General features: G+C 68.0%; 14 protein-coding genes. 9 read left to right on the top strand and 5 right to left on the bottom strand.

Annotation, left to right across the window (positions count from 1 at the left end):
* A partial coding sequence (locus tag DDE13_RS08795; RefSeq protein WP_222626060.1) for a hypothetical protein occupies window positions 1-524 on the bottom strand: 524 nt, incomplete at its 3' end.
* Between the two features lie 170 nt (window positions 525-694).
* Window positions 695-1,615, bottom strand: a complete 921-nt coding sequence (locus DDE13_RS08800; protein WP_111403533.1) for a manganese-dependent inorganic pyrophosphatase — start codon at window positions 1,613-1,615, stop codon at window positions 695-697.
* A gap of 218 nt (window positions 1,616-1,833) precedes the next feature.
* On the opposite strand from DDE13_RS08800, the gene DDE13_RS08805 reads away from it, so the two are divergent.
* Entirely contained in the window at window positions 1,834-2,853 is a 1,020-nt protein-coding gene (locus DDE13_RS08805) for a ribose-phosphate pyrophosphokinase (RefSeq protein WP_111403535.1), read from the top strand.
* A 139-nt stretch (window positions 2,854-2,992) separates the two neighbouring features.
* On the opposite strand, the gene rpe is transcribed toward DDE13_RS08805, so the two are convergent.
* Window positions 2,993-3,688, bottom strand: a complete 696-nt coding sequence (gene rpe / locus DDE13_RS08810; protein WP_111403537.1) for a ribulose-phosphate 3-epimerase — start codon at window positions 3,686-3,688, stop codon at window positions 2,993-2,995.
* Window positions 3,689-3,845: 157 nt separating this feature from the next.
* A complete protein-coding gene (parC, locus tag DDE13_RS08815) occupies window positions 3,846-6,110 on the bottom strand; it encodes a DNA topoisomerase IV subunit A (RefSeq protein ID WP_111403539.1) in 2,265 nt (754 codons plus the stop codon).
* Between the two features lie 257 nt (window positions 6,111-6,367).
* Between parC and DDE13_RS08820 the strand changes: the two genes are divergently transcribed.
* The 8 genes from DDE13_RS08820 to tuf all read left to right on the top strand — a co-directional run bounded on the left by DDE13_RS08820 (window position 6,368) and on the right by tuf (window position 12,832).
* The gene (locus DDE13_RS08820; protein WP_111403541.1) at window positions 6,368-7,156 is read left to right on the top strand and encodes an SH3 domain-containing protein; all 789 of its coding nucleotides are present in this window, start codon (window positions 6,368-6,370) and stop codon (window positions 7,154-7,156) included.
* A gap of 1 nt (window position 7,157) precedes the next feature.
* The gene (locus tag DDE13_RS08825) at window positions 7,158-7,985 is read left to right on the top strand and encodes an SDR family NAD(P)-dependent oxidoreductase (RefSeq protein WP_111403543.1); all 828 of its coding nucleotides are present in this window, start codon (window positions 7,158-7,160) and stop codon (window positions 7,983-7,985) included.
* A gap of 117 nt (window positions 7,986-8,102) precedes the next feature.
* Window positions 8,103-8,312: a twin transmembrane helix small protein gene (locus DDE13_RS08830; protein ID WP_111403545.1), complete on the top strand. Its 210-nt coding sequence runs from the start codon at window positions 8,103-8,105 to the stop codon at window positions 8,310-8,312.
* Window position 8,313: 1 nt separating this feature from the next.
* Entirely contained in the window at window positions 8,314-8,889 is a 576-nt protein-coding gene (locus tag DDE13_RS08835; RefSeq protein ID WP_111403547.1) for a cob(I)yrinic acid a,c-diamide adenosyltransferase, read from the top strand.
* Between the two features lie 337 nt (window positions 8,890-9,226).
* Window positions 9,227-9,985, top strand: a complete 759-nt coding sequence (locus tag DDE13_RS08840) for an electron transfer flavoprotein subunit beta/FixA family protein (protein WP_111403549.1) — start codon at window positions 9,227-9,229, stop codon at window positions 9,983-9,985.
* On the top strand, window positions 9,985-10,911 hold the full coding sequence (locus DDE13_RS08845) for an electron transfer flavoprotein subunit alpha/FixB family protein (protein ID WP_111403551.1): 927 nt from the start codon (window positions 9,985-9,987) through the stop codon (window positions 10,909-10,911). Before DDE13_RS08840 ends, DDE13_RS08845 begins: the two co-directional genes overlap by 1 nt.
* A 76-nt stretch (window positions 10,912-10,987) precedes the next feature.
* On the top strand, window positions 10,988-11,575 hold the full coding sequence (locus DDE13_RS08850; protein ID WP_111403552.1) for a hypothetical protein: 588 nt from the start codon (window positions 10,988-10,990) through the stop codon (window positions 11,573-11,575).
* Window positions 11,576-11,656: 81 nt separating this feature from the next.
* Window positions 11,657-12,832 (top strand): elongation factor Tu, encoded by a 1,176-nt coding sequence (tuf, locus tag DDE13_RS08855; protein ID WP_111403554.1) that lies wholly within the window; start codon window positions 11,657-11,659, stop codon window positions 12,830-12,832.
* A 183-nt stretch (window positions 12,833-13,015) separates the two neighbouring features.
* Here tuf and DDE13_RS08860 read toward each other — a convergent pair whose 3' ends face one another.
* On the bottom strand, window positions 13,016-13,279 hold the full coding sequence (locus DDE13_RS08860) for a hypothetical protein (RefSeq protein ID WP_111403556.1): 264 nt from the start codon (window positions 13,277-13,279) through the stop codon (window positions 13,016-13,018).
* Between the last annotated feature and the right edge of the window lie 143 nt (window positions 13,280-13,422).

Genomic DNA, 13,422 nt, shown 5'->3' on the forward strand with positions numbered 1-13,422 from the left:
GCCCGGTCGTCCAACGCGGCCGCGGTCTTGGCGGCGCGCGCCTCGGCTTCGCCCAGCTTCTCCGCGCGCACGGCCAGCACTTCGGCATCGCGGGCCGCGGTTTCGGTCCGGGCGGCCAGTTGCGTCTCCATCCGGTCGAGCCGCGCGCGCTCTGCGTCCAGCGCCGCCCGGTCGGCCTCCAACGCCGCGCGCTCCGCGTCCAGTGCCGCGCGGTCTGCCTCCAGCCGTGCGGCCGTGTCGCCGTCGCGCGCGCGCAGACCCAGGTAACCGGGCCGCAGGTCACGCACGCGGTTGACGTAAAGATCGCCCAGCACCCGGCCATCCGCCACCATCGGCTCCAGCGCCGCATAAAGCCGGTCCCAGGACGCCTCCGCCACCTCGGGCGTATCCGACGGCAGGCCGAAGAACGCCACCGCATCCTGCCATGTCAGGTCCAGCCGCCGCGGCGCATTGGCGGGCGCGTCGTGCCAGTCGATCAGCCGGGCAAGGATCTGCGCGTCGAAGGCGGGGTCGGGGGAGGTCATGGGCGCGCGGTCCTTCGCAGTTGGCCACGCCCGCTTACGCAAGCGACGCGGCGCTGTCACGGAAAACCATGCGCATCGGCACGCGGCGCGGCGATGCTGCGGCGAAATCAGGCAGCTCCACGAAAAAGGCCCCCGGCAAGCGGGGGCCCTGTCACCAAGCGGTCGCTGCCTTACAGCGTCAGCGCCGGGATGATCTGCTTCTTGCGGCTCATGATGCCCGGCAGCACCACGTGGTCGCCCGCGACCGTCGCACCGAAGCTCTTCTCGGCCACGGTTTTCACCACGTCGTTCGGGACCAGCAGCGTCGCCTCTTCGCGCAGGATGTCCACCACGAACAGCAGCACCTCGTCCGCGCCGTCCTCGGTACACACCGTCTTCATGGTCTCCATCAAGCTGGCCTTGCGCCCCAGCGGGATCTCCGGCGCGGTGGTTTCCAGAACCGACACGCGGAAGGTCTTGCCGCCCACGTCGAACTTCTTGCTGTCCATGCGGATCAGCTCGGCATCCGAAAACGCGCTCACGTCGGACTTCGCGGCGAACATCTCGCTTGCATAGGCGCTCAGGTCCACGCCCAGATCGGTGGCCAGCGTTTCGGCCAGCGTGCGGTCCGCTGCCGTGGTGGTGGGCGAGCGGAATTCCAGCGTGTCCGACAGGATGCAGGACAGCATCGCGCCCTTGATCGCTTCGGGCATCTTTGCCGCATCCGCGCCCATCAGGTCGTGCAGGATCGTCGCCGTGCAGGCCACGGGGCGCACGGTGATGTTGATCGGGCCCTTCGTTTCCAGCCCGCCGACCAATTTGTGGTGGTCGATGATCTCCAGGATGTCGGCGTCGTTGATGCCCGCGGGCAATTCAGCGGGGTTGTTGGTGTCCACGATCACCACCGGCGCGCCGGGCTCTACGCCATCGACGATCGCGGGCTTGTCCAGTTTCCAGCGGTCCAGCACGAAGGCGGCTTCGGTGTTCGGCTCGCCCAGCAGCACGGGCGCGGCAGGGGTGCCCTTGATCTGCGACAGGTACCACGCCCAGATGATCGGGCTGCCGGTGGAATCGGTGTCGGGGGCCATGTGGCCGAAAACCTTGATCGTCATGTCGGTCCGTTCGGTTGGGGTGTCCGCGCGCCGTATAGGCGGGAACGGCGCCCATGTCACCCGTCCCCGGCAGGGGCCTGTCGCCGCAGAAGCGCCGCACCGCGGCACCCCGGTGACGCTTGCGGTTTGTTTTTGCCGCGCCGGGTGCTAAGGGCGCGGCACGACCCGTGTCATGCCCCCGTCACAGTAGCGCACAACACCCCGAGGACCCCCCCGCCATGCCCCAATCCGCGGAACCCAAGCTGATCTCCGGCAACGCCAATCGCCCGCTCGCCAACGCCATCGCGCGGCGCATGTCCATGCATCGCGGCATGTCGGTGGGGCTTGTCGACGCCCGGATCGAACGGTTCAACGACGCCGAGATCTTCGTCGAGGTGTTCGAGAACGTCCGCGGCGAGGACATGTTCATCATCCAGCCCACGTCGAACCCCGCCAACGACAACCTGATGGAGCTTCTCATCATGGCCGATGCGCTGCGGCGCAGCAGCGCGGGCCGCATCACCGCCGTGATCCCCTATTTCGGCTATGCACGGCAGGATCGGCGCACCAAGGCCCGCACGCCGATTTCGGCCAAGCTGGTGGCGAACATGATCACCCATGGCGGGATCGAACGGGTTCTGACCATGGACCTGCACGCAGCGCAGATCCAGGGCTTCTTCGACATCCCCGTGGACAACCTCTATGCGTCGCCGGTCTTCGCGCTCGATATCGAACACCAGTTCGCCGGACGGCTCGACGACCTGATGGTGGTGTCGCCGGACGTGGGCGGCGTGGCGCGGGCGCGCGAACTGGCGCAGCGGATCGGCTGCCCGCTCGCCATCGTGGACAAGCGGCGCGAAAAGGCCGGCGAAGTGGCCGAGATGACCGTGATCGGCGACGTGACCGGCAAGACCTGCCTGATCGTGGACGACCTCGTGGATACCGCCGGAACCCTGTGCAAGGCGACGGACGTGCTGCTCGATGCCGGGGCGGAGGAGGTGCACTCCTACATCACCCATGGCGTCATGTCCGGCCCGGCGGTGGAACGGGTAACGAACTCCCGGATGAAAAGCCTCGTGATCACCGACACGATCGAACCCCCGGCGGCGGTGCGGACGGCGGCGAATATCCGCATCGTGCCGGTCGCGCCCATCTTCGCGCAGGCGATCCTGAACATCTGGAACGGCACGTCGGTGTCGTCGCTCTTCGGGCACGAAACGCTGGGTCCGATCTACGAAGGCTTCTATTCGCGCGCCTGACCGGATGCCGGGAGGCACCGGCTTTCGCCGGTGCACCGGGGCGCGGGGCGGCGGATGCGGCGCGCCCCCGCCCCGCGTCCTTTTCGGACCGCAAGGCGTGGCCCCATGCCGCTGCGCGGGATGCCGGGTGGTGTGGCGCTCAGGCCCCGGCCGCGGCCCGTCGGAGCGCAGCGATATTTGTGCCATAGGCCGCCGGATCGTCGGCGCTGCCGCCCGTGAACACCGCCGATCCCGCCACCAGCACATCCGCCCCGGCGGCGGCGATGCGCGCCGCGGTGGTCAGGTTCACCCCGCCATCCAGTTCGATATGGATGGGCCGGTCGCCGATCATCGCGCGCAGGGTCCGGATCGTCGCGATCTGCCCCTCGATGAAGCTCTGCCCGCCGAAGCCGGGATTGACCCCCATCACGCACACGAGGTCCACCAGATCGAGCAGCGGTTCCGCCGCCGCGATGGGCGTGCCGGGATTGATCGCCACGCCCGCCTTCATCCCCGCGCCGCGGATCGCCTGCAACGTGCGGTGGATATGCGGCCCGGCCTCCACATGGGCAGTCAGGATATCGGCCCCCGCATCGGCGAAGGCGTCGATATAGGGGTCCACCGGCGCGATCATCAGGTGCACGTCCATCACCGTTTTCACGTGGCGGCGGAACGCCTTCACCGCGGGCGGGCCGAAGGTCAGGTTCGGCACGAAATGCCCGTCCATCACGTCAACATGCACCCAGTCCGCGCCCTGGTCCTCGATGGCACGGATCTCGCGCCCGAAATCGGCGAAATCTGCGGACAGGATCGATGGCGCGATCTTGATGGTGCGGGAGAACGGGGGGATGGCCATGGGCGGGCTCCTTGTCGCGGGTCGCGCCGGACATAACGCCGCCGCACGCAGTCAACAAGCGGTGCCATGACCGGTGCGGAATAGCCGCCAGTTGCGCACAGCCGTGCCGCGCAGGTCGCCGGATAAGGACCGGGGCGGCACGTCCGGACGGCGCGCGTCACCCGAAGCGGTTGTCCCGCGGGAAGCCGCGCGGGGCCATGCGGCCCGCGCTGGCGCGTTTGCCCAGCCATTCCTCGATCTCGGGCGGGCGAACCGTGCGTGTCTTGCCCTCGGCATAGGGCCAGTTCAACCCGTCGGCGATTCGAAACACCACCGCGTCCGACAGCCCGCCATCCTTGAACTTCTGCAACCGCACGCCCTTGCCCCGGCCCATCTCGGGCAGCTCGTCCAGCGGGAAGACCAGCATCTTGCGGTTCTCGCCCACGCAGGCGACATGGTCTCCTTCCACCGCGCGGCACAACAGCGCCCGGCCCGGCGCGCGCACGTTCAGCACTTGGCGGCCAGCGCGAGTCTGGGCGATCACCTCGTCCTCGGGCACCACGAACCCGTCGCCCGCATCCGACGCCACCAGCAGCCGCCGCCCGGGGCGGTGCACCATCAGCGCCACGATCGCCGCGTCGTTGGGCAGGTCCACCATAAGCCGCAGCGGCTCCCCCATGCCGCGCCCGCCGGGCAGCGCTGCCGCCTGCACGGTGTAGAACCGCCCGTTCGACCCGAACACCACGATCTTGTCGGTCGTCTCGGCATGCAGGACGAAGCGCCCGCGGTCCCCGTCGCGGTATTTCAGCGGCTGGTCCGGGCCGATATGCCCCTTCATCGCCCGGATCCAACCCATCTCGGAACAGACCACCGTTACCGGTTCGCGGTCGATCATCGCCTCCAGCGGCACGTCCGCGGCCTCCACCGCCTCGGCGAAGCCCGTGCGCCGCGCCCCGCCGGGGGCCTCCGCGCCGAAGGCCGCCCGCACCTCCGCCAGCTGCTCCGCGATCCGCGCCCATTGCAGCGCGTCGTCGCCCAGCAGGTCCTCCAGCGCCGCGCGCTCGATCAGCAGATCGTCGCGCTCCCGCTTCAGCTCCATCTCTTCCAGCTTGCGCAAACTGCGCAGCCGCATGTTCAGGATCGCCTCGGCCTGCACCTCGGACAGGGTGAATTCGTCCATCAGCACGGGCTTGGGGTGATCCTCGGTGCGGATGATCGCGATCACCCGGTCGAGGTTCAGGAACGCGACGATATAGCCCTCCAGCACCTCCAGCCGCGCGTCGATCTTGCCCAGCCTGTGCCGCGACCGGCGCAACAGCACCTCCCGCCGGTGGTCGAGGAACGCCCGCAGCACCTCCCGCAGGGAACACACCTTCGGCGTGCGCCCGTCGATCAGCACGTTCATGTTCAGCGAAAACCGCACCTCCAGGTCCGACAGCCGGAACAGCGTCGCCATCAGCACATCGGCATCCACGTTGCGCGACCGCGGCTCCAGCACGATGCGCACGTCGTCCGCGCTCTCGTCCCGCACGTCGGCGAGGATCGGCACCTTCTTCAACTGGATGATCTCGGCCAGCTTCTCGATCAGCCGCGATTTCTGCACCTGGTAGGGGATCTCGGTCACGACGATCTGCCACTGCCCGCGGCCGACCTCCTCGATCTCCCAGCGCGCGCGCAGCCGGAACGACCCGCGCCCGGTGCGATAGCTTTCGGCCATGCTTTCGCGCGACTCCACGATCACGCCGCCCGTAGGGAAATCGGGCCCCTGCACATGGGCCAGAAGTGCGGCGTCCCCCGCCTCCGGGTCCGCGATCAGCGCGAGGCATGCCCCCACCAGCTCGTCGAGGTTATGGGGCGGGATGTTCGTCGCCATCCCCACCGCGATTCCGCTCGCGCCATTGGCCAGCAGGTTCGGGAAGGCCGCGGGCAGCACCACCGGTTCCGTCAGCGTGCCGTCGTAATTGTCGCGGAAATCGACCGCATCCTCGGTCAGACCCTCCAGCAGCGCCTCGGCGGCGGCGGTCATGCGCGCCTCGGTATATCGCGCGGCGGCGGGGTTGTCGCCGTCGATGTTGCCGAAATTGCCCTGACCGTCCACCAGCGGATAGCGCATGGCGAAATCCTGCGCGAGCCGCGCCATGGCGTCATAGATCGCCGCGTCCCCATGCGGGTGATAATTCCCCATCACGTCGCCCGAGATCTTGGCCGACTTGCGGAACCCGCCCGTGGACGACAGCCGCAATTCCCGCATCGCATAGAGGATCCGCCGGTGCACCGGCTTCAGCCCGTCGCGCGCGTCGGGCAGGGCGCGGTGCATGATCGTGGACAGCGCATAGGTTAGGTACCGGCTGCCGATCGCCCGGCGCAGGGGTTCGGTCACGCTGTCTGGCAGGCCGCCGGAAAGGTCGTCGGGCCCGTCGTCGGGCAGGTCGGGTTCATCCATGGCGCGACAGTATCGGCGTGCTCGGGGGGCGGCAAGATCCGTCGCGATCCTCGCCGGTCGGGCGGGCCGCCGCCCCGGCCCCCGCGCCGGGGCCTCCTGCCATCCGCGCGCACCCGTCATCGTGTGGCGGGCAGGCCACCGGGAGGCCCCGGCGCTGCGGCCGGGGCAGGGCGGCGCATGGGGCGACGGATGGCGCTCTGGTCTTGGCGCCGGGAATCGGGTTTGCTGCGGACAGGCGCGACACTGCGGGGCGGCCCATGGCCTTTCGACTGACGATCCTTCTTCTGCTGGCGATTTTCGGCGTGATGTATCTCGCGCCCGATGCGCCCCCGCGGCCCGACCGCATGGCCGCCGCGGATCCTGCGCCGCTCCCTCCCGCAGAGACCCCCGCGCCCGCCGAGGATGCAGCGCCGGGTCCCCTGCCGGAGGCGGCACCGCTGGAACCCGCCCCACCGGGGCCGGCCGACAGCGCCGGGACGCAGGACGCGCCGGATGCCACCGCCGCTGCCGCCCCGCCCGCCGACTCGCCCGCCGATCTGCCGGATGTCACCGTCACACCGCCCCCGGACGATACGGGGCCGGTGACGCTGCCGGGGCTGGGCTTTGGCGATCCGGGCGGGGATACGGCCGACGCGCTGTCGCTGTCCGACGCCGCCCGCGCCCGCGCCGCCCGCGCCGCGGCCAATGCGCGGGCGAATACGCCGGAAGACCCCGTCGTGAACAGCGTGTCCGAGGCGGCGGACGACCTGCTGCGCGGTCTCGTGGCGGGCGGCCAGACCACATCCGCCCCGCCCGTCACCGTGACGACCCCGCCGCAGCCGACCGACACGAACCCGCCGCCCGCCGCGCAGCTTGGCCGTGTCACCGGCAACGCGGTCAACCTGCGCGCCGGCCCTTCGACAGCCAACGATGTGGTAGGGCAGGTCACACTGGGGCAGACCCTGCGCGTGCTCGACCCCGACAGCGACGGCTGGGCCACGGTCGAATTGCCTGCCACCGGCGCGCGTGCCTATATCGCTTCACAGTTCCTCGAAGTCCTGCCCTGACGTGACCGCCCGCAGCATTCTCGTCACCGGCTGCTCCAGCGGCATCGGGCGCGACGCGGCGCTGCACCTGCACGCGCTGGGCTGGCGGGTCTTCGCCACCGCACGGACCGACGCGGATCTTGCGGCGCTGCGCGACGAAGGCCTGACCGCGCTGCACCTCGATTACGAAGACACGGCCAGCATCGACGCGGCCCTGGCCGCAGTCGCCGCGGCCACGGGGGGGCGGCTCGATGCGCTCTTCAACAACGGGGCCTATGCCATTCCGGCGCCGCTGGAGGACATGCCGACCGACGCCCTGCGCGCGATCTTCGAAGCGAACCTGATCGGCTGGCACCACCTGACCCGCGCGGCGATCCCCCTGATGCGACAGGGCGGCGGGCGGATCGTGATGTGTTCCTCGGTGTTGGGCTTCGTCCCCGCCCGCTGGCGCGGCGCCTATATCGCCACGAAATATGCGCTCGAAGGCTATACCGACACGCTGCGGCTGGAGTTGTCCGACACGCCCATCCGCGTGGTGCTGATCCAGCCCGGCCCCATCGCCACCGATTTCCGCCGCAACGCGATTCTGCAATTCGAACGCTGGATCGACTGGAAAGCCTCGGCCCGCGTGGACCAGTATCGCGCGTCGCTCCTGGATCAGCTTTACAAGGGCGGCGGCGGGGCCGCGTTCGAGAAGGGGCCGGAGGCGGTCACCCGCGCGCTGATGTGTGCGCTGACCGACCGGCGGCCCCGCGCGCGATATCGCGTGACGGTGCCAACCCATATGATGGCCGCAGCACGGCGGCTGCTGCCGACCCGGGCAATGGACTGGCTTTGTGGCAAGGCATAGGCGACTTTGCGAGTCCTATGGGAGTCATATGAAAGTCATACGCGAGTCATACGCCGGTTTCGGGTTCGCTTTCCCGTCATGCGCCGCTAGGTGTGGCCCGATCAGGAAGGACAGCACATGCTACAGGATCCGCTTTTCTACGTCGTCGCCGCCGCCTGTCTCGGGGTCGCGGCGATCCTTCTGGTGGGCATCGGCGGCTTCGCCCGCGGGGGCGAGTTCAACAAGAAACATGCAAACAGAATAATGCGTTACCGGATCGCAGCGCAGGCCGTGGCGGTCGTGCTGATCCTCGGTTTCGTGGCATATCGGCAGATGGGTGGGCAGTGACATGGTGGTTCTGAACCGGATCTACACGCGCACGGGCGACGCGGGCGAAACGGCCCTCGGCAACGGCGCGCGGGTTGCGAAATACTCTTTGCGCGTAAATAGTTACGGGACAGTGGACGAGGTCAATGCCACCGTCGGTCTCGCCCGTCTCCACGCCGCGGGGACCGACATGGACACGCAACTGGCCGAGATCCAGAACGACCTGTTCGACCTCGGCGCGGACCTGTGCCGCCCGGACATGGAACGCGACAAGGATGCCGAATACACGCCCCTGCGGATGGTCGATGCGCAGGTCAAGCGCTTGGAAAAGCAGATCGATTCCATGAACGACGCGTTGGAACCCCTGCGGTCCTTCGTGCTGCCGGGCGGCTCGGCGCTGGCAGCACACCTGCATCTGTGCCGCACCGTGGCGCGGCGGGCGGAACGGCTTGTGATGGAACTCGCCTCGCTGGAGGAGATCAACCCGGCCGCGGTGCAGTACCTCAACCGCCTGTCCGACTGGTTCTTCGTCGCCTCCCGCATCGCCAACGACCAGGGTCGCGCCGACGTCTTGTGGGTTCCGGGCAAGCACCGCTGAGCGCGTTGGAACGTCCAGTGGACGTTCCATTGCCCGGAAGGGCTTATGCCCCGGCCCGCAGGGCGGGCAAGCACCGCTGAGCGCAGCGAGGCGGCGGAACGTCCAGTGGACGTGTGGTTGCCCGCAAGGGCCGCACCCCGGACAGGTAGGGCAGGCAAGCACCGCCACGCGGCGCGGCCTCGGTTCAGCCCGACTGTTTGCTCAAACGCAGTCCAAATGCGTCGCAACGTTGCGTATCTTGCACCGCTTGCGTCGTTTTTGCCCTGTCCAGCTGTCCTGCGCATCTCTAAGTAGCGGGTCAGTACTGCCATTCAGGACGACGGATACGGAGTTCGCCATGAAGCTGCTGGTTCCCGTGAAGCGGGTGATCGACTACAACGTGAAGGTGCGGGTCAAGGCCGATGGGTCGGGCGTGGATCTGGCCAACGTGAAGATGTCCATGAACCCGTTCGACGAGATCGCGGTGGAAGAAGCGATCCGCCTGCGCGAAGCCGGTGTCGCCTCCGAGGTCGTTCTCGTCTCCATCGGCGTCAAGCAGGCGCAGGAAACACTGCGCACCGGCCTTGCGATGGGCGCTGATCGTGCGATCCTCGTGGTGGCCGCGGATGACGTGCACACCGACATAGAACCGCTCGCCGTCGCCAAGATCCTCGCCGCCATCGTCAAGGACGAAGAGCCGGGCATGGTGATCTGCGGCAAGCAGGCCATCGACAACGACCTTGGTGCCACGGGCCAGATGCTGGCGGCCTTGCTGGGCTGGGGGCAAGCGACCTATGCGAACAAGATCACGGTGGAGGGCGACGCCGCTACCGTCACGCGCGAGGTCGACGGCGGCCTGCAGACCGTGAAGGTCAAGCTCCCCGCCATCGTCACCACCGACCTGCGCCTGAACGAGCCGCGCTACGCGTCGCTGCCCAACATCATGAAGGCCAAGAAGAAGCCACTGGATGAAAAGTCCCCCGCCGATTACGGCGTGGACGTCACCCCGCGGCTGGAGATCGTGAAGACAGGCGAGCCGCCGCAGCGCGCCGCCGGGATCAAGGTGGGCTCGGTGGACGAGCTTCTGGGCAAACTCAAGGAAGCGGGGGTCGTGTGATGGCTGTTCTTCTTCTCGCGGAAGTGACGGACGGGGCGCTGGGGCGCGATGCGACGGCCAAGGCTGTGACCGCGGCGCAGGCCATGGGCGAGGTCACGCTGCTCTGCGCCGGTGCGCGCGCGGCGGATGCGGCGGCAGAAGCCGCGAAGATCGACGGTGTGGCCAAGGTGCTCGTGGCGGAGGATGCGCTGTACGGGCACCGGCTTGCGGAACCCGTGGCGGCGCTGATCGTCGATCTGGCCAAGGATTACAGCCATGTCTGTGCCCCGGCCACGACGGACGCGCGCAACATCCTGCCGCGCGTGGCGGCGCTGCTGGACGTCATGGTGCTGACCGACGTGATCGGCGTGGTGGACGCGGACACGTTCGAACGCCCGATCTATGCGGGCAACGCGATCCAGACCGTGAAGTCGCGCGATGCGATCAAGGTCATGTCGATCCGCACCACGCCCTTCGCCGCCGCGGGTGAGCAGGCGGCGGCGCCGGTCGAGACCATCGCGGCGGCGGCCGATCCGGCCCTGTCGGAGTGGGTCGAGGACAAGGTCGCCGAAACCGACCGCCCGGAACTGACCAGCGCGGGGATCGTGGTGTCCGGCGGGCGCGGCGTCGGGTCGGAAGAGGACTTTAAGGTCATCGAGAAGCTCGCCGACAAGCTGGGCGCCGCCATCGGCGCGTCCCGCGCGGCGGTGGACAGCGGCTTCGCACCGAACGACTGGCAGGTCGGACAGACCGGCAAGGTCGTGGCGCCCGATCTGTATATCGCTTGCGGCATCTCGGGTGCGATCCAGCACCTGGCGGGCATGAAGGACAGCAAGGTGATCGTCGCGATCAACAAGGACGAAGAGGCGCCGATCTTCCAGGTGGCCGACTACGGTCTTGTCGCCGACCTGTTCGACGCGGTCCCGGAACTGACCGGGAAGCTGTGATCCCGTGACGGCCGCGCGGTTGTGCCGACCGCGCGGCTGGTCTAGGGCACGGGGGTCGATTTACGGGAACCCGGTCATGCGTCGCTTTCTTGTTCTGGCCCTGATGGGGCTGGCCGCCTGCACCTCGCCCTTCGATCCGGAGGTGGAGAATTCCGGGCTGGGCGACTTCAGTCTCCAGCATCTCGTGGTGATCGTGGACGAGCCGATCCAGGGGGCCGTGTCACGGGGCGTGACCGATGCACAGCTGAAGACCGCGGTGACGGACGCCGTGGATGCGCGGTTCCGGCGCTTTGCGGGCGACACGCCCTATTCCATCGGGATCAAGGTCCAGGGTTACGTGCTGGCCCCCCGCGCGGTGCCGGTGCTGTTCGCGCCGCGGTCGCAACTTTACCTGTCGGTCAATGCCTATGACGGGGCGCAGCAGCGGCTGAACGCCGATACCCGGAACCTTATCGTGAACGAGCGGGCGGGCGGTGACACCGTTATCGGGTCCGGCTATTACCAGACGGCCGAAGAACAGCTTGCCGAACTGGCCGAGAATGCCGCGATCGAGATCGAACGCTGGCTGCGCGAGAACGAGGACTGGTTCGGCGGCGCCGCGGCGCGCCCCGAGACGCGCGCAACATCGCAGCCTGACGCGGAAAATCCCGCCGGCGGCGCTTGATTTTCCCGCCCGCGCTTTGTAACGAGCGCGCGTTGTTTGACCCGGGCTGGACCGCAGCCCCAGAGAAAGGCGCCTGATCCCATGGCAAAGGCAAAATTCGAACGGAACAAGCCGCACGTTAACATCGGCACGATCGGCCATGTTGACCACGGCAAGACGACGCTGACGGCTGCGATCACGAAGTATTTCGGCGATTTCCGCGCCTATGACCAGATCGACGGCGCGCCGGAGGAGAAGGCGCGGGGGATCACGATCTCGACCGCGCATGTGGAGTACGAGACCGAGGCGCGCCACTATGCGCATGTGGACTGCCCCGGCCACGCCGACTACGTGAAGAACATGATCACGGGTGCGGCGCAGATGGACGGCGCGATCCTGGTGGTGAACGCCGCGGACGGCCCGATGCCGCAGACGCGCGAGCACATCCTGCTGGGCCGCCAGGTCGGCATCCCGGCGATGGTCGTCTACATGAACAAGGTCGACCAGGTGGATGACGAGGAGCTTCTGGAGCTCGTCGAGATGGAGATCCGCGAGCTTCTGTCGAGCTACGAGTATCCCGGCGACGACATTCCGGTGATCCCCGGCTCGGCGCTGGCGGCGATGGAAGGGCGCGACCCTGAGATTGGCGAGGAATCGATCCGCAAGCTGATGGCGGCGGTGGACGAGTACATCCCGACGCCCGAACGCGCGGTGGACCAGCCGTTCCTGATGCCGATCGAGGACGTGTTCTCGATTTCCGGCCGCGGCACGGTGGTGACGGGGCGCGTTGAGCGCGGCGTGATCAACGTGGGCGACGAGATCGAGATCGTGGGCATCCGCGACACGAAGAAGACGACCTGCACGGGCGTCGAGATGTTCCGCAAGCTGCTGGACCGCGGCGAGGCGGGCGACAACGTGGGCATCCTGCTGCGCGGGATCGAGCGTGAAGGCGTGGAGCGCGGGCAGGTCCTGTGCAAGCCGAAGTCGGTGAACCCGCACACGAAGTTCGAGGCCGAAGCCTACATCCTGACGAAGGAAGAGGGCGGGCGCCACACGCCGTTCTTCGCCAACTACCGCCCGCAGTTCTACTTCCGCACGACGGACGTGACCGGGACGGTGACGCTGGCCGAAGGCACGGAGATGGTGATGCCGGGCGACAACGTGAGCTTCACGGTGGAACTGATCGCGCCGATCGCCATGGAGGAAAAGCTCCGCTTCGCCATCCGCGAAGGCGGCCGCACCGTCGGCGCCGGCGTGGTGTCGAAAATCCTCGATTGAGAATTTTCAGCACTTGGGCGTCGCCGGCGTGGTGTTGAAAATCCTCGACTGAGTGTTGATCGCACCGGGGGGAGCCAAAATCCCCGGCTGCGTCGTGCCGCGGCTCCGGTGGCCTGCACCAGGAGCGGACAGATATGGAAAGGGCGCCCTTCGGCGCCCTTTCTCGTGTGTGGTTGGATCGGGTCAGGTGCCTGCGAGCAGGTTCTCGATCCGGCTGCGGTCGGTCGCGGTCATCCCGCTTTCCAGCACACCCTTGATCTCGGCGATCTGGTTCAGCGACAGGTTCTCGAAGTTGCCGGTGTCGAAGCCTTCGACGCGGAGCGCGTTCTCGACGGCCTGGCCCAGCATCGAGGCGGCCTCGTTCATGCTCTGGGCGCTGACGGCGGGTACAAGTGCGGTCAGGCTGAGCGCGGCGACGGTGGCGAATGCAGCGATACGGTTCTTCATGTCATTCCTCCTTGGGATGTCGGGGTGTCAGCGCGGTGCGTCCGGCTGATGGCACACAGATGGCATGTCGGCGGGCGGAAGGTAAGATCATGAAAACGCTTGAAATAATATCGGACAGCGCACCGCATCGTGACTTTGCGTGT

It is taken from the genome of Meridianimarinicoccus zhengii (assembly GCF_003254465.1).
Classification (GTDB): Bacteria; Pseudomonadota; Alphaproteobacteria; order Rhodobacterales; family Rhodobacteraceae; genus Meridianimarinicoccus; species Meridianimarinicoccus zhengii.